The sequence below is a fragment of the Streptomyces sp. NPDC048639 genome (assembly GCF_043199075.1).
GTDB lineage: Bacteria > Actinomycetota > Actinomycetes > Streptomycetales > Streptomycetaceae > Streptomyces.
The window spans coordinates 107,390-122,975 of the sequence record NZ_JBICVP010000014.1; the positions used below are offsets into that span (position 1 = coordinate 107,390).

Annotated in this window: 13 protein-coding genes and 1 pseudogene; 8 read left to right on the forward strand and 6 right to left on the reverse strand. The window is 67.7% G+C overall.

Translation table 11 applies throughout. The features are described from left to right. Window positions 1-54 precede the first annotated feature (54 nt). Together ACGFNH_RS30850 and ACGFNH_RS30855 are read left to right on the forward strand one after the other, a co-directional pair. The gene (locus ACGFNH_RS30850) at window positions 55-972 is read left to right on the forward strand and encodes an aminoglycoside phosphotransferase family protein (protein WP_393659369.1); all 918 of its coding nucleotides are present in this window, start codon (window positions 55-57) and stop codon (window positions 970-972) included. 92 nt (window positions 973-1,064) lie between these two features. Further along, window positions 1,065-1,805 (forward strand): Type 1 glutamine amidotransferase-like domain-containing protein, encoded by a 741-nt coding sequence (locus ACGFNH_RS30855; protein ID WP_393659428.1) that lies wholly within the window; start codon window positions 1,065-1,067, stop codon window positions 1,803-1,805. A gap of 503 nt (window positions 1,806-2,308) precedes the next feature. Here the strand turns inward: ACGFNH_RS30855 and ACGFNH_RS30860 are convergent. Beyond that, a complete protein-coding gene (locus tag ACGFNH_RS30860; protein WP_393659430.1) occupies window positions 2,309-3,652 on the reverse strand; it encodes a cytochrome P450 in 1,344 nt (447 codons plus the stop codon). 82 nt (window positions 3,653-3,734) lie between these two features. Between ACGFNH_RS30860 and ACGFNH_RS30865 the strand changes: the two genes are divergently transcribed. Further along, on the forward strand, window positions 3,735-4,343 hold the full coding sequence (locus ACGFNH_RS30865) for a TetR/AcrR family transcriptional regulator (protein WP_393659371.1): 609 nt from the start codon (window positions 3,735-3,737) through the stop codon (window positions 4,341-4,343). A gap of 317 nt (window positions 4,344-4,660) precedes the next feature. Here the strand turns inward: ACGFNH_RS30865 and ACGFNH_RS30870 are convergent, their stop codons facing one another. Further along, entirely contained in the window at window positions 4,661-5,575 is a 915-nt protein-coding gene (locus ACGFNH_RS30870; protein WP_393659373.1) for an alpha/beta fold hydrolase, read from the reverse strand. Window positions 5,576-5,859: 284 nt separating this feature from the next. Here ACGFNH_RS30870 and ACGFNH_RS30875 point away from each other — a divergent pair, with 284 nt between their 5' ends. After that, window positions 5,860-6,516 carry a class I SAM-dependent methyltransferase gene (locus ACGFNH_RS30875; protein ID WP_393659432.1) on the forward strand — a complete coding sequence of 219 codons (657 nt, stop codon included), beginning with the start codon at window positions 5,860-5,862 and terminating at the stop codon, window positions 6,514-6,516. 108 nt (window positions 6,517-6,624) lie between these two features. On the opposite strand, the gene ACGFNH_RS30880 is transcribed toward ACGFNH_RS30875, so the two are convergent. Further along, a complete protein-coding gene (locus ACGFNH_RS30880; RefSeq protein ID WP_393659374.1) occupies window positions 6,625-7,098 on the reverse strand; it encodes a DUF6157 family protein in 474 nt (157 codons plus the stop codon). Here ACGFNH_RS30880 and ACGFNH_RS30885 point away from each other — a divergent pair. Beyond that, window positions 7,020-7,294: pseudogene (locus ACGFNH_RS30885) on the forward strand (IS5/IS1182 family transposase); the annotation flags it as partial. The gene ACGFNH_RS30880 and the pseudogene ACGFNH_RS30885 overlap by 79 nt on opposite strands. 15 nt (window positions 7,295-7,309) lie before the next feature. Here ACGFNH_RS30885 and ACGFNH_RS30890 read toward each other — a convergent pair. Together ACGFNH_RS30890 and ACGFNH_RS30895 are read right to left on the reverse strand one after the other, a co-directional pair. Further along, entirely contained in the window at window positions 7,310-8,524 is a 1,215-nt protein-coding gene (locus tag ACGFNH_RS30890; RefSeq protein ID WP_393659376.1) for a flotillin family protein, read from the reverse strand. A gap of 13 nt (window positions 8,525-8,537) precedes the next feature. Next, window positions 8,538-8,789 (reverse strand): hypothetical protein, encoded by a 252-nt coding sequence (locus ACGFNH_RS30895; RefSeq protein WP_393659378.1) that lies wholly within the window; start codon window positions 8,787-8,789, stop codon window positions 8,538-8,540. A gap of 701 nt (window positions 8,790-9,490) precedes the next feature. On the opposite strand from ACGFNH_RS30895, the gene ACGFNH_RS30900 reads away from it, so the two are divergent. The 3 genes from ACGFNH_RS30900 to ACGFNH_RS30910 all read left to right on the forward strand — a co-directional run bounded on the left by ACGFNH_RS30900 (window position 9,491) and on the right by ACGFNH_RS30910 (window position 14,724). Next, entirely contained in the window at window positions 9,491-10,102 is a 612-nt protein-coding gene (locus tag ACGFNH_RS30900) for an SMI1/KNR4 family protein (protein WP_393659380.1), read from the forward strand. A 1,052-nt stretch (window positions 10,103-11,154) separates the two neighbouring features. Then, complete coding sequence (gene rph / locus ACGFNH_RS30905) at window positions 11,155-13,761, forward strand: rifamycin-inactivating phosphotransferase (protein ID WP_393659434.1); 2,607 nt, start codon at window positions 11,155-11,157, stop codon at window positions 13,759-13,761. Window positions 13,762-14,232: 471 nt separating this feature from the next. Beyond that, entirely contained in the window at window positions 14,233-14,724 is a 492-nt protein-coding gene (locus ACGFNH_RS30910) for a DUF4328 domain-containing protein (protein WP_393659382.1), read from the forward strand. A gap of 344 nt (window positions 14,725-15,068) precedes the next feature. On the opposite strand, the gene ACGFNH_RS30915 is transcribed toward ACGFNH_RS30910, so the two are convergent. Further along, entirely contained in the window at window positions 15,069-15,569 is a 501-nt protein-coding gene (locus ACGFNH_RS30915) for an SRPBCC family protein (protein ID WP_393659383.1), read from the reverse strand. Window positions 15,570-15,586: the final 17 nt, after the last annotated feature.

Below are 15,586 nucleotides of genomic sequence, written 5' to 3' on the forward strand. Positions count from 1 at the left end.
ACTCAGGTTCGCCCGCAATCCAGGCAGGCCGCTACCCAACTACCGTTGCTCCACATGACAGCCACCGAGATGGACATCACGGAGGACTTGATCCGGGATCTGCTGCGTGAGCAGCACCCCGACCTGGCGGAACACCCCTTGAAGCTCGGTGCACGTGGCTGGGACAACCAAGTGTGGCGGCTCGGCGACGACCTCGCCGTCCGGTTGCCCTGGGCGACACAGTCCGCGGACGGGCTGCTGCGTAAGGAACACGCCTGGCTGCCCACCCTCGCCCCGCACCTTCCGCTGCAGATCCCTGTCCCGCAGCGCCTTGGTGAACCCTCCGAACGGTTTCCGCGGCCCTGGCTCGTCACCACCTGGGTACCGGGCGAGCCCGCCGACCGTGCCCCCGCAACGCGCACCGCAGAGGCGGCCGTCACCCTGGCCGACTTCCTGACAGCCCTTCACCACCCCGCCCCTGACGGGGCGCCCGCAGGCCGAAACCGCGGGGGCCCGCTGGCCGACACCGCCGACCACTTCACCCAAGGGCTCGCCTCGGCCACCGAACTGGGGCTGATTCGCGACCCGGACGCCGTCCGCGCGGTCTGGGAAGACGCCGCCTCCGCACCCGACTGGGCAGGCCCAAGACTCTGGCTCCACGGCGACCTGCACCCCGCCAACATCCTGACCGCGAACGGCACCTTCTGCGGCGTGATCGACTTCGGCGACCTCTTCGCCGGCGACCCGGCCTGCGACCTCGCCGCCGCCTGGATCCTGCTGCCGGACGGCGCCACCGACCACTTCCACGAGACCTACCAGCCGAGCCCGGACGCCGCGACCCTACGCCGCGCCCGCGGTTGGGCGGTTCTACGCGCCCTCAGCGGCATCCACATCGCAGACGCCGGCGTCCACGGCCGCCCGGGAGGCAAGCCCACCTGGGGCCCACCCGCCCACGCCGCACTTCGACGCCTCACCGCAACCGTCCACCAGTGATCAAGCATCCCGGCGAAGGTTGTTCGGCAAGCCAAGTGCCTGTTTCCGAATCGGCATTGGAGTCCCTCCATTGCGTCGATACGGTCATAGCCATGACGGCATCAGAACCCACCATCGTCGCCACCTCTGGCGGGCACCGTGTCGGAGGACGCACCAGGGTGATGTTCGATGCCCTGGTGCATCACGCCGTCGACCTCTCCGGGGCGCACGGTCGGCGCCCACGCGTCATGTACGTCGGCACCGCGATCGGTGACGCCGAGCACTTCACGGCCCGCATGACGGAGGCCGCACGGATAGCCGGGTTCGATCTGACGCCATTGCACTTGTTCCCCATGCCCAATGTGGAGGACGTTGAGGGGGCAGTGCTCGATCAGGATGTCATCTGGGTCATGGGCGGCTCGGTGGCCAATCTGCTGGCGGTGTGGCGGGTTCACGGCCTGGACCACATCATGCGCCGCGCCTGGAGGGCCGGCGTTGTGCTGAGCGGGGTCAGCGCGGGGTCCATCTGCTGGTTCGAAGGAGGCGCGACCGACTCATTCGGGCCGGATCTGCGCCCGGTCACGAACGCTCTCGGGCTCCTGCCCTACGGCAACGGCGTGCACTACGACGTGGACGAGGGGCGCCGGCCGATGATCCACCGGCTCGTCGCGGACGGCACCTTGCCGACGGCTCATTGCACCGATGACGGAGTCGGTCTGGTCTACCGCGGAACGGATCTGGTGGAGGCGGTGACAGAGGTTCCGGGCAAGGGTGCGTACCTGGTCAGACGCGATGGCGACAGGGCGGTGGAGGATCGCGTCGAGCCCCGCAGGCCGACCTCTGTCTCACGTTGAGGCTGCCGCGGAGTCATCAACCACCGGTGAGCAAGGTCAGCACCACCCGTGCCCGGTTCCCCACCCTGCTCAACCACGTCCGTACGCAATCCGAACCGACGTCCCCCATCGGCTGAAAACAGTCGCCGGCCTCAAGTCGCAGCTCTCCGAGCGGGACGAAGACCCGGAAACTGCGCGTGCCACCAACCGAGAGCCCATGGCTCGTGCCTGCCGTCGGCTGACGAGGGTGCCGTGTTCGGTTGCGGAGAAGGTGAAGGACCATCGAGCGATCGGGAGACCGAGTCCGGCCCAGATGAACGCCGGCTCCGGGACGGGCATCGGTGACGGTGCACACGGTGTTCCAGCCGACCCGGCTCCTGTCGTCGGCTCCGACGAAGCGGGCTCCGGTCGCAGGGGCACCCTGTTCACCGATCCATCAGCCACTGGTGCGCCCCGGGCTCCACTCGCCCATCCGCGTCACGACTGCGACCGCGGGCCACACCTCCTGCGGAGCGCCCCCGACCTCAAGGTGTGCGCGGCTGGGCAATGACGCGGGTGAGTTTCGCCGGCACAAAGGTGACGTGCCGCATCCGCTGCCGTTCCGGCGCCGGGTCGGGAGCGGTCAGATCCATTCGCCTCAGTACCTGACGGAGAATCACTTTCATTTCCAGCAAAGCGAGTTGGGCACCTACGCAGTACCGGCGGCCACCGCCGAAGGGCATCCATGCCTTCTGGGCCCGTGCCGCCTCCTCGCCCAGGAACCGCTCCGGCCTGAACTCCTCCGGCTCGGGGAACGCCTCGGTGTCGTGGTGGATGAGCGGGATCAGTGGTGCGGCGAACCAGCCGGCCGGTATCTCGTACTCCCCCAGCCGCAGAGGTGCGTCCAGCAGCCGCGGAGCGTCATACACCACCGACCGTGAGCGCAAGGCTTCCTTGACGACCGCTTCGAGGTAGCGGTCCTCCTCCCCGCTGTCCACTTCCTCGCGGAGCCTGTCGAGCACCTCCGGGGTGCGCAGCAGCCGCTCGAAGGTCCAGGCCAGAGCAGTCGCCGTGGTCTCGTGCCCGGCTTCGAGCATCGTCAGCAGTTCATCGCGCAGCTCCTGGTCGCTCATCGGCCGGCCTTGCTCGTCGCGGGCTTCCAGCAGCCGGGAGAGGACATCCGTGGCGCCGGGAACGGGATCGGCCCGACGGTGCGCAATCTCGTCGAACAAGATCGCGTCCACGGCGTCGCGGGCGCGCAGGAAGCGCGTGGAGGGCAGGAACGGAATCCTCGACGCCGGCGGCCGCTGCGTCCATTCCCGCATCCGTGGCGGCATCATCAGCATCGCAGCCGATCCGCCGAGTTCGACCAGCCCGGGGATCGAGGTACGGAGCCGGGCGAGCCGTTCCGCGTCGCGAATCCCGAACACCAGCCGCAGGATCACCTCCAAGGTGATGTTCTGCATCCGGTCGCGCAGAGCGAAGGCCCGGCCGACCGGCCACGCGGCGATGTCGTTGGCGGCGATCTCCGCTATCTCCTCGCCGTAGCCGGAGATGGCCTTTCCGTGCAGGGGCGGACTGAGCAGCTTGCGATGCCGCCACCATGGGTCACCGTCCAGGCTGAGCAGCGAGTGCTGGCCCACCATGTGGTCCATGAACTGGCGGCGCACCTCGCCGGCCCGCCCGCCACCGGCATCGGTGGCGTAGACGAGCTGAGCGTAGTCCGCGGTGGCCACGAAGACCTGATCGGGAAACCCGAGGAACCGCGCACGGAAAACCGGTCCGTGCCGCCGACGGGCAGCCCGCAGGGCGCGGCTGGGGGCGGCGATGACCGCTGCGGTCTGCATCCAAGCGGGAAGACGGGGCCCAGGAGGCAGGGAGGCAGACACGATCGACGGCTCCTTCGGGCAACGCGTGGCGCGAACGCACGTACTGAACAAATGTGCTGCACGTTTGTATAGCATCGTGGGCATGCCGAAGGAACCCGCCTCCAAGAACCATCGCGACAAGCTCCTCGACGGTGCACTGATCTGCCTCCGCGAGAAGGGCTACGCCCGTACCACCGCCCGCGACATCGCCGATGCGGCGGGCGCCAGCCTCGGCTCCATCGGCTACCACTTCGGCGGCGTGGACGCCCTGCTGGACGCAGCCCTGGGACAGTGCGTCGACGCCTGGACCCAGCGCATGCACCAGGCGATCTCCGCAACAGCCGGTGACGAACCGCGCGCCCGACTCGAGGCCGCCCTCGTCGCCCTCATCGACTCCTTCGAGGAACTTCGGCCCCTGATGATCTCGTACATCGAGGCGTTCCCCCCGGCAGTCCGCTCCACCGCATTGCGCGCACGCCTGGCCGCCGGATACACCTACGCACGCCCCGCCGGGAACACCATGGCGGCCGGAGCCTGCACCGACACGGGAATCGCCCCGCCCCCAGGCGCCGAGACCATTCCCTCGCTGCTCATCGCGATCTGTGAAGGCCTCATGCTCCAATGGCTCGTCGACCCCGACAGCGCACCCAGCGCGCACCAAGTCCTCGACGCCCTGTCTCTCCTCGCGCCCCACTTCGCGCCAGCGGCCTGACGGACGTGTCTCACGGTCGGGAGCCGCGACGCAACGCCAACCGTGGGGCTGGACGCGCCCGTTCGTCACTCCCGCTGGACGGCTCGGCCCGGTGGAAGAACCCGGCCTCGTCCGTGCGGAGTTCGCCGTGCCACCCCAACACCCGGCCAGGTTCAGCAGGCACCCGACAGCCTCCTGCTGAAGCCCGGCGTGATGGTGGGCGGGGAGCCCGGCTGGTACCCAGCGACCGTGAAGGGCTGGAAGAGCACCCGTCCCGGCCAAGGCTTCCGGACCGACCTCAAGGACACCTGTCCGGTCGACCACGCCTGGCGGCTGCGTCAGTCCCGGAGCACCCCCTCGGCGTGGTGGAGGAACGGCAGGACGACGCGGCTGAATTCGTCGGGCACTTCCAGTTGGGGGTAGTGGCCGCAGTCGGCGAACTCGTGGGTCCGGACGTTCGGGTAGGCGCCGACGGTGTCGAGGTAATCCGCTGGAATCATCCGGTCCTTCTCACCGGTGAGCATGAGGACGGGGGCGGGAATCTGCGCGAGCCCCTCCCGGTAGCGGTCGACGACCTCCATGCGCTGGCCGTCGTAGCGGACGAACGCGCGGAGTGTGTCGAGGAGTCCGTGTGCCGCGCCGTCGTCGGCGGAGTGCCGAAACGCCGCCTCCACGAGGCCGTCCGGGACGGTCGAGGGCCGGTGCACGCATCCGAGGACGGAGCGCCTGGTGGCCTCCCGGTGGGGCCGGGTGAGGATCTCCCCCACGTGCGGGACGCTGAGCGTCCGCGGACCGGGACCGACCGCTCTGCCGAGCCCTGCCGGGCAGACCAGGACGAGGCTGTGCAGGCGCTCCGGGCTGCGGATCGCGCACTCCATCGAGACAGCCCCACCCATGGAATTCCCCACCAGGTGCACGCGATCGAGACCCACGGCGTCGGCGAACCGCCAGACGGTCTCCGCGAGGAAGGCGCGCGTGTAGCGCACTCTCGGCTTGTCGCTCCTGCCGAATCCCGGAAGATCGAGGGCGAAGACGCGGTGGTGCTCCGCGAGCCGCGGCAGGGTACGCGACCAGAATTCGACGGATGCCCCGAGGGCGTGCAGCAGGACAACCGGGGAGCCATGGTCCCCTGCCTGCCAGTAGCGGAGCCGCAGTCCGTCCAGGTCGGCACGGAGGTCCGGGTGATGCAGGTGGTCCGCGTCATCCCGGTTATCGGGGCGATCTCGGTGATCGGGGTGGTCCAGGTGATCCATGAGCGGAAAACTACGGCGGCGCGGACCGGTCCTCCAGCGCCGGGAACGCCATATCCGATACGGCTTCCGTCAGCGACCATCGCGCGAACGAGCGCCATCGGGGGCCTCGGGGAGTCCCGCCGGGCAGACAGGCTGACGAGTGGATCGAGCTGCCCTCGCCTGGGGGTGGAGAAGCACGTGTCCGATTCCGAGCAACGTCCGGGGTTCCGACTGGCAGCGGCACTGCGTCGGAGACACCCCCGCCTACGATGAACGTCGTGATCGCTCTCAGGGAGGACTGGCGAATGAAGGGCCTTTCGCCTCGTGTCCTGCTGGCTCTCGAACGGTTCAACCGCGCCTACCCCTGGGATCACAACGCCCACTACCACCGCTGGATACGGCGGCAGCTCCCCAAGCGCTTCGGCCGCGCCCTGGACATCGGCTCCGGCAGCGGCGACCTCGCACGACTCCTCGCCAGACGTGCCACTGCCGTCGTAGCTGTCGATTCCGACCCTGTGATCACTGCCCAGGCTCAGAAGCTGACTCCGGCTGCACTTCCCGTGACCTTCACCGTTGCGGATGCGGCAGCCGAAATCCCTGCCGGTCCCTACGACGTCATCACCTGCGTGGCAACGCTCCACCATCTGCCGTTCGACCACGCGCTTGACTGCTTCGGCCGTCATCTGGCGCCGGGAGGAACCTTGGTGATCCTCGGTCTCTCCCGCGCCAAGGACCCCATGGACCGCATCCTGGGCCTCATCGCCATCCCGGCCAACGCCGCCATGGGATGGCTCAAGAACAAGGGCCGCCCCTCTCCCCCGCCCGTCTCCATGACGGCTCCTACTCGCTCGGCGGACATGACTTTCGAGGACATCGTGCGCAGAACGAGGGATATCCTGCCCGGTGCTCGGCCGCGACGACGGCTCTTCTGGCGCTACACGCTTGTGTGGAAACGTCCCTGAGCAGTTGTCAGCAGTCGTCCGTCACGTCGGTGAGCCGTTCGGGCTGACTGGGATGCCGGGTGACCAGGTGCGCCCGTCGAGCACACGCCGGATCAGCCGCCTGCCGGCTCAACGGCGGCGCGCCGAGCGCATGGCCAAGACGACCCGGATATCCCCGGCATCCCCGACGATGCACTGGTACTCCTCGGATTCCATGGGGCAGAGCGACACCACGCCGTCGGCGTCGAAGAGCAGCCCGAAGCCGTACGTCTTGGGGAGGGGAGACGTACGCAGACAAGGCTGGTCCTTGGAGAAGAACTCCGCTCGAAGGGAGGCAGTCTCCGCCTGCGTGAACTCGTCGGGCCGGGGCTGCCGTCGGAGCCAGGACAGGAAGAGCACGTCTTCCTGCGTGAGTCGTTCCGTCCCCTCGGCGAGCATCTCGCACTGCTGCACGGCGACGGTCTTCCGGCCGCCGCGCAGGGGCGGGACGACGCCGGCCGTGAGGGGGCAATCGTCCGCCGTGCTCCTCACGCGCGATCCGTGAGCATGTGCGTCGTCGCGGCATCTGGGCGGTGATTCCGGTCCCCGCGGACCAGCGCGCACACCGGCTGCGTCGAGGCAGCCAGGGTGGCAGGCCGCCCGCCTTCCACAGAGGCACCTACAAGCAGCGCGACGCCGTCGAGCGGTACATCAACCGCCTCAAGGCTGGCGCGGTATCGCCACTCGCTACGAGAAGACAGCCACGATCCACCTGGCCGGACTCCACCTCGCGGTCATCTTCCTCCGGTCCGCCCGATGATCCAAACGACAGCCCCTAGACGACGCCGACCGGCCCATCACCCGGCTTCCTCGCGCTGTTCTCATCAGTGCCACGCTCCGGCGTACGCAGGCCTCCCTGCAGTTCGAGTGCGCCGTTGCCGCTCTGCTGCGGCGGGTGACCGTCGGCGTTCTGGCCATTCAGGTTCTGCCGGACCGAGTCCAGGATCGTCAGGCCCTGGGCGACCAGGCCGGCCGCGATCTCACCGAGGCCGTCGGCGCCGTTCAGGACATTGACGTTGGCACCGGAGAGGCCTCCCGCGGCCTCTTTCACGATCAGCGGGAGCTGGTCGATCAGCATCCGATCGAGTGCGACGCGGTCGTGCGAAGCCGCGGCCTCGGCTTGGATCTTCATGCGCTCCGCTTCGGCGATGGCGAGCACCTTGATCCGCTCGGCCTCGGCCTCGGCAGGCTTCACTATCTCGGCCACCAGCTGCTGCTGGCGCAGCCTGGCCTGGCGCTCGGCCAGTTCGGTCTGGGCGGCGAGCACCTCCTGCTGGGCGTGCGCCTGTGCCAGCGGTCCGGCCTGGGCGGCCTCTGCCTGCGCGCGGTCCACCTCGGCCGAGTACTCCGCCTGCACCACCGCGGTCTGCCGGGCGTACTCGGCCTGGTTGCGCGCCGCCACCTGCTCCGCCTCGGCCGCGGCCTGGTTGGCCTGCGCCTGCGCGATCTGGGCCTGCCGCTGGATGGCCGCCTTGTGCGGCGCGGACATCGCGTCGATGTAGCCGGTGTCGCCGTCGTCGATCGACTGGATCTGCAGCGAGTCCACGATCAGGCCGATCTTCGCCATCTCGGTCTTCGAGGTGTCCAGGACCTCGGCGGCGAGCTTCTGCCGCTCGGTGACGATCTCCTCGACCGTCATCGAACCGATGATGGCGCGCAGATGGCCGGCGAAGATCCGGCCGGTCAGGACCGACATCTGATCCTGGTCGGAGAGGAACCTCTGCCCTGCGTTGATGATGCTCTCGGTGTCGTTGCCGACCTTGAACGCGATCACGGCGCGGACGTGCAGCGAGATGCCCTGCTTGGTGACACAGGTCTCGGTGACCTCCGACTCGCACATGGACAGCGTGAGGAAGCGGGTCTTGCGGAGGACCGGGAGCACGAACTTGCCGTGTCCCGTCACTACTCGGAACGGTGCGCCCCCCAGTCCCCGCCTGCCTCCAGAGATCAACATCGCCTGATCGGGAGCGGGAACGCGGTAACCGAACATCTTCTTCTTCTCCTTAGCCAGCGTCGGCGGCGGTGCCGCTCAACGCGTCCAACGGATCCACCCACGCGATGACGTCGACCTCACGACATCCACGGGACTCGACCACGAGCACAGTCGTCCCCCTCGGCAGTGGCTCCTGTGACCAGGCGAGGAAGGTCTCGGATCCGCCTCTGACCCGCACCAGGATCTCGCCGGGACCGGCGGATCCGCGCGTGCCGATGAGCAACTCCCCCGAGCAGCCGATCACGGCCTCATCCTGCTGCATTGCTGGCTGCCCCCATCGCTCTGGCCTTAGGACTCCGACCCTAGACCCGCCCATGACAGGGACCTATGGTCAGGTCGATACGGTTACGGCCGTGTAGCAGAAGCCAGGGGACGCGTCGAGGTGTGCCGTCCTGCGGATCAGACCGACTCCAGCCGACGGCGCCCGATCGGCACAGGTGGGCAAGGTCTGGTGCGCGCAGCTTTCCAACGCCTGCGCGGCGCAACGGCCCTGCCCTGATCGACTCCGCTCGGGCGGGAATTGCCCTCGTCGCGAGCGGAGGGGGCCGAAACTCTCACCCTAGAGTTGACGTTGATACCCCCATCTGATCTCGCGATCGAAGGCGACTCGAAGGGTGTTGCCGGTTGGGTCGAAGAGGCGATCTGTATGCGAGCCAGGGGTGCGACAGTGGCACCTCGTCCGGTTGCAGCAGGCCGAGTCGACCTGGCGGTCGCGCGGCAGCACCTCCAAGCGCAGCTGAGCAGGGAGGTGGGACAGTGACGCGGCCTCGGCGAGCGCCCCCAAGGTCATCCAACTGCCAGACCTCCGCCGGGCAACCGTCACAGCAACTCGTAGTTTGTCGGGGATCGGTCCGGCTCGAACCGGGCGTGGCTGAACGCCGTAGACACCACGTGTGCCCATCGCGGCAGGCGTCGCTCAGAGGCCGCACCAGGCCGAGCTGTCCCCGCATGACCGTGGTGGGCATGAGAGAGAACCTGAAGAGTGACAGGAGTTCACCAATGCCTGCGTCCCATCCGTTTACTGTCGCCGAGTGGCGCGAGTTCCTCAGTGACTACAGCTCCACGTTCCTGAACTCGAACTATCTCCGTGAGGCCGAGTCGGAGCAGAGAGCAGAGTTCATGCTGAGTGACGCCCAACGGGAGGCTGTATGGCTTGGTTACGAGCCGGCGAGCGAGGAAGCGGTGCTGGCCGCTGAAGACCGACTCGGGGTCCGGCTTCCGCCGACGTACCGGAATTTCCTGCTGACCAGCGACGGCTGGAACTCCATCGGCGGGCTCGATCTGCTGAAGGTCGATGAGATCGGGTGGTTTTCTGACCTGGAACCCCAGCTCCTCGAAGCCTGGTCGTCGGCGGGCCTGGAATTCTTCGCCGACGACCTCAAGATACTCAAGCGGTGTCTGTTGATCTCAATCGACGACGGCGGCAGCGGTGGCAATTGGCTGCTGCATGCCGACAGTGCCAGGGAGAACGGCGAGTGGACCGCGTACGAGTGGTGGCCTGGCGAGGGCGGCGATCTTGAAGAGAACGACAGCTTCGTTGCGCTGGTCTCGAGCGCAGCGAACGACCTTTCCTGAGCGAGTTTCCCTGACCTGCGATGTCGTGGCTCGGGCCCTGCCGAAGGCGGGGCCCGAGCCATTCTGTGTCCTCACCGCGATGTGAGGTCCAGGTCCAGGTCCGGAGCCAGTTGGCGAACGTGCCTTCCGGCTCCTGCGGATACTGCGCAACCGTCCGGAGCCGCCGGTGCCGTAGCGGGTGGACCTCAGCTGAGCCTTTGGGATTCTCTTCGCGGATCATCTGTCGCAGGCTGGTGCGGGCCGCGTCGAGATCTTTCTGAACCTCGGTGACCTGTCGTACCAGTGGTCGAAGCCGGGCGACCTCGCGTTCAAGGGCCCCGTTCGCGTCCGTGTGTTCCCACACCTTCGACGCTGCCAAGGGGAACGGACGTCGGAGTCCACACCGTCCAAGGACAACGAGGGCAAGGGCCAGTGGATCGCCGAGGGCGAGAAGGACCCGGGCCGCGGCGGACCTCGGTGGCGCGACGACCTCCGGGAGATGACGGCGCACTCGACGGTGTTCGGGACTTGACGGTGTTCGAGACTTGCCGACAAGGGAAGGACCTTCTGGTTCCGCGACCGCATCCGTAGGCCGACGGGACATCCGCCTGGGCCATCGACACGTACCCGTACGCCGCGGGGCCACCGCTTTGCGAGAAGCCTGTCAGTTCAGCGGACGGCAAAAAGGCAAAGGCAAGGAGATCCCTCTCCTTGCCACTCTCAACTTATAGCGCACTGGGGGGCTTGCGGCAAGACCCGGGTGGTGGCGCAAGATCGTCGGCCAAGGCCACAACCTGCGGAAATGAGGGGCACGACGTGCGTGTGTTGTCGACGTATGGGGGACGCGGTGACGTCGAATCAGTGGTGGGACCGGCAGTGCGGTCGGAAGCGCTCGGGTCAGTGGTGCGGAGGTGCGCGCCGTCCGACCGGGAGGAGCGGTCGGCCGACTCGTCAGGGGGAAGGCAACCAGGGATGAGTACGTGCCTGACACGAGGTTCGACACAGTTGGAGGCGCCGGTGATTCGATGGGCCACCGCTGTACAACGGAGCACGGCTGCCTCGGAGGTATCGCAATGATCGAGCAGTACGTGTGGGATCTTCAAGAGATTGACGAGATGCAGGTCGCGGTCGTTGGCGGCAAGGCCGCGCACCTGGGCGGGCTGTCGCGGCTCGAAGGCATCCGCGTGCCGGGGGGCTTCTGCGTGACGACGGACGCCTTCCGGCGGATCATGGCGGAAGCGCCGTCGATCGACGATCGGCTCGATCAGCTGTCGCGCTTGAACCCCGACGACCGGCAGGCGATCCGCACGCTCAGCGCGCAGATCCGCCGGACCATCGAAGGGATTGCCATCCCGGAAGATCTAGCGGCGGCGATCACCCGCGCGCTCGCCCAGCTCGGCGAGCAAGCCGCCTATGCAGTCCGATCCAGCGCGACGGCAGAGGACCTGCCGACGGCCTCGTTCGCCGGCCAGCAGGACACGTACCTGAACGTCGTGGGGCCGACGGCGATCCTTCAGCACGTCAGCCGGTGCTGGGCCTCGCTGTTCACCGAGCGGGCCGTGACCTACCGCCAGCGGAACGGTATCGACCACCGTACGGTCCACATGGCCGTGGTCGTGCAGCATATGGTCTTCCCGCATGCGGCCGGCATCCTGTTCACCGCCGACCCCGTCACGGGCAACCGGAAGGTCGCCACCGTGGACGCCGGCTTCGGCCTCGGCGAGGCCCTGGTCTCCGGCCTGGTGAACCCGGACGTCTACACGGTGCGACACGACGAAGTCGTCGCCAAGGCGATCGCCGCCAAACAGCGTGCCGTTCACGCCCTGCCGGCCGGCGGTACGCAGGAAGTGGCGATCGACTCGCAGCGGCAGGAGCAGCCGGCGCTGACGGATGCGCAGGTCGTGCGGCTCGTGCAGCTCGGGCGGCGGATCGAAGCGCACTTCGGCCGCCCGCAGGACATCGAATGGTGCCTGGTCGATGATGGCTTCCAGATCGTTCAGAGCCGGCCGATCACGACGCTGTTCCCCATCCCCGAGGCCGGCGACCAGGAGAATCACGTCTACGTCTCCGTGGGGCATCAGCAGATGATGACCGACCCCATGAGGCCCCTGGGGCACTCCATGTGGAAACTGACGGCCATGGTGCCGATGCACGAGGCCGGCGGGAGGCTGTTCGTCGACGTCACCGGGCGCCTGGCCTCGCCCGCGAGCCGCGCAGGCCTCCTGGACATCATGGGCAGAGGCGATCCGCTGGTCAGGGACGCTCTGGAGACCGTCCTCGACCGCGACGATTTCGTCCCGTCGCTCCCGGACGCGGGTCCCGGTGGGCCGCCGGCCGGCGGTGCGTCCGCCCCGATCGAGACCGATCCGGCCATCGTCGCCGAGCTGATCGAGCGCAGCCAGATGTCCATCGCCGCCCTGGAGCGCGACATCCGGACGAAGACCGGACCGGCGCTGTTCGACTTCCTGCTGGAGGCCTTCGAGGAGCACAAGCGAGTCCTCGGTGATCCGCTGAACCTTCAGGCGATCATGGCGGGGATGGAGGCCACGTGGTGGCTCAACGACAAGCTGCAGGAGTGGCTGGGCGAGAAGAACGCGGCTGACACGCTGACGCTGTCCGCCCCCGGCAACGTCACGTCGGAGATGGGACTGGCACTGCTCGACGTCGCGGACGTGATCCGTCCGCAGTCGGAGGTGGTGGCGTTCCTGCAGGGCGTCGAGTACATCGAGGACACAGCCTTCCTGGACGAGCTGGCGAAGCTTCCGGGCGGGACCGAAGCGCGCGACGCCATCGAGGCCTACCTCGACCGGTACGGCATGCGCTGCGTCGGCGAGATCGACATCACGAGGCCACGTTGGCGCGAGCGCCCCACCACGCTCGTGCCCGTCATCCTCGACAACGTCAGGAACTTCGAGCCGGGCGCCGCCGAGCGGCGCTTCGAGCAAGGGCGGCAGAAGGCACAGAAGAAGGAACAGGACGTGCTGTCACGCTTGCGGGCCCTGCCGGACGGCGACCAGAAGGCCGACGAGGCCAAGCGGATGATCGACCGGGTCAGAACCTTCATCGGGTACCGGGAGTACCCGAAGTACGGCATCGTCAGCCGCTACTTCGTCTACAAGCAGGCCCTGCTGGGGGAGGCCGAGCGCCTCGTGCAGGCAGGCGTGCTTCCTGAGAAGGAGGACGTCTTCTACCTCACGTTCCAGGAACTCCACGATGTCGTGCGCTCGAACCAGGTGGATGGCCGGCTCATCCAGCAGCGCAAGGACGCGTTCCGGTCGTACCACGCGCTCACACCGCCCCGGGTTCTCACATCGGATGGTGAGGCCGTCACCGGGGCGTACCGGCGGGACGACGTACCGGCGGGTGCCTTGGTCGGCCTACCGGTTTCCGCCGGGACCATCGAGGGACGGGCCCGCGTCATCCTTGACATGGCGGAGGCCGATCTCGAAGCGGGCGACATCCTGGTCACGGCCTTCACGGACCCCAGCTGGTCACCGCTGTTCGTCGGAATCGCGGGCCTGGTGACGGAGGTGGGCGGCCTGATGACCCACGGCGCAGTGATCGCCCGGGAGTACGGCTTGCCTGCCGTCGTGGGTGTGGAGCAGGCCACCCGGCTGATCCGGGACGGGCAGCGGATCCGCGTGCACGGAACCGACGGGTACGTCGAGTTCCTGCCTTGACCGACCACACCGAGAAGCCCCACCCGTAGCTTCCGGCCGAACAACGCCAAGCAGTTGATGACCACCCACGACCGCCGCCCGCAAACGCGCACAGGCGGACAGGACCCGTAGCTGTTCTTCACCTGGGAAGTGCCTCTTGCGCTACCACGTACAGGGCCCTCAGCACGTCCTCGTTGCGATTCAGAGGCACTTCCCACTTTCTTGATCACCTGCCGGACTGCGTCCCTCGTGAAGCCCGAGGCCAGGGCGTCTGTAGGAAGTCCGTTGTAGCCGGCGAGGCGTTGGAGGATCTCGCCCGCGATCTTCGGCCAGATGTAGGGGCCCACCATCTGTGCCACCCGACCGGCGCGGAGAAGCCGGCGTTGGTCACGACGATCAAGCGCCGCAGCAGGGGTTGCGGCATGGCGCAAGTACCAGCTCCTCCTGGCGCTGCCGCCCGAGCACAGGCCCTCCGGCAGCGAGGCGCTGCTCATGGCAGACATGTGGTTCGGCAATCTCATGGGGTGGCGGACAGCGGCACTCATCGTGTCCGCGCTGCTGTTCGTCGTGTGGCTGGACAACATGCGCGGGCTCGCGGACGAGATCTGGCCCGAAGGGCAGCGGCGGAGAGCCTGGTTGATCTTCGGGTGGGTGGTCCCGGTGGCAAACCTGTTCATACCCAAGATGTTCATCAATGACCTGTGGGCCGCCGGCCGTCCCCCGCAGCGGCGCGAGCGGGGCCATCTGCTGCTCACGCTCTGGTGGCTCTCCGTGCTGGCGGCATTCGGGATGTTCGGCGATTGGTCGGACGGGGGGCAGCGGGATGCCCGTGCGGATGAGGCCGCTGACGAGATGCGGCGGGTGCTCCTCAGCAACGGCCTCTACATCGCCGCCGCACTGTTGACGATCGCCGTCGTCTGGCGGCTCAGCAGCATGTTGGAACGCGCCATGACGACGCGTCCTGCTCTGGATCAACGGACATAAGGTCCCGCGCACCTCATCGTCGGGTCATGTGATTCAGGTCCTGTCCGATCTCAGTGGTCAGTCCGCGATGGGATCGAAGCGCCCCCGCCGGCTGCGGAGCCCGTGAGGGTCATGAACGCACCAGGTTCACGTACTGGGTTGATGAGGACAAGGACGGCTGCACCACCAGGCGGCAGGCCCGAGATGCTGATCTCCGAGTCCCGTACGCCGGTTGAGACCGGACCTGGGTGCTGCAAGGTCGGTCATCTCCAGACAGCGCCGATGGAGCTTGCCCCAGCGGTCATCCACGAACGAAGGGAAGACCAACACGTCACGCCGTCAGACCCCTGACCGGTTACGGCAGATCAGTCCGTCGCCTCGCGGACGTCCTTTCCCTGCTCGGCGAACGCCTTGAAGTCCTGCATGTGCTGTTGCGACTGCTTGCGGAAGGCGCCGGGCATCAGAAGTCCCACCAGCTTCATCAGAAAGCCGCTGAACCGGTATTCGTTCTCGCTCTCCAAGAGCGTCGTTTCCGGGCCGGATTCGGTGATCCGGTCGCGCACGGCGCTCCACATGCCCTCGCCGACGATCTCGCGGTCGAAGTGAACGACGCTCGTTTTCGGGATCTCGCGCAGGTCTGCCGGTTCCCGGCGTGTGATGGTCTCGGTGCACTCGATCTTCCGCTGGCCCATCTGCATCACGACCCGCGACTTGGTGCCGAGCTGCCCGTGCTCCCCACTCAGCGGCTCGTGCAGCACCAGGCCCCGCAGCCATTTCGGCAGGTGTGCCGGGTCGGCGAGCAACTGGACCACCTTCTCCCGCGGCAGGGCGATCTCGATGGCGACGGTGTATTTCATGGTGCGCATCATTCTTTTCCTTGGGA

Excerpts from the sequence above, each read along its gene's own strand:
- ACGFNH_RS30900 (WP_393659380.1), top strand. The coding sequence starts at position 9,491 with ATGAGAGAGAACCTGAAGAGTGACAGGAGTTCACCAATGCCTGCGTCC.
- ACGFNH_RS30895 (WP_393659378.1), bottom strand. The coding sequence starts at position 8,789 with ATGCAGCAGGATGAGGCCGTGATCGGCTGCTCGGGGGAGTTGCTCATC.
- ACGFNH_RS30875 (WP_393659432.1), top strand. The coding sequence starts at position 5,860 with ATGAAGGGCCTTTCGCCTCGTGTCCTGCTGGCTCTCGAACGGTTCAAC.
- ACGFNH_RS30915 (WP_393659383.1), bottom strand. The coding sequence starts at position 15,569 with ATGCGCACCATGAAATACACCGTCGCCATCGAGATCGCCCTGCCGCGG.
- ACGFNH_RS30890 (WP_393659376.1), bottom strand. The coding sequence starts at position 8,524 with ATGTTCGGTTACCGCGTTCCCGCTCCCGATCAGGCGATGTTGATCTCT.
- ACGFNH_RS30855 (WP_393659428.1), top strand. The coding sequence starts at position 1,065 with ATGACGGCATCAGAACCCACCATCGTCGCCACCTCTGGCGGGCACCGT.
- ACGFNH_RS30870 (WP_393659373.1), bottom strand. The coding sequence starts at position 5,575 with ATGGATCACCTGGACCACCCCGATCACCGAGATCGCCCCGATAACCGG.
- rph (WP_393659434.1), top strand. The coding sequence starts at position 11,155 with ATGATCGAGCAGTACGTGTGGGATCTTCAAGAGATTGACGAGATGCAG.
- ACGFNH_RS30865 (WP_393659371.1), top strand. The coding sequence starts at position 3,735 with ATGCCGAAGGAACCCGCCTCCAAGAACCATCGCGACAAGCTCCTCGAC.
- ACGFNH_RS30850 (WP_393659369.1), top strand. The coding sequence starts at position 55 with ATGACAGCCACCGAGATGGACATCACGGAGGACTTGATCCGGGATCTG.
- ACGFNH_RS30910 (WP_393659382.1), top strand. The coding sequence starts at position 14,233 with ATGGCAGACATGTGGTTCGGCAATCTCATGGGGTGGCGGACAGCGGCA.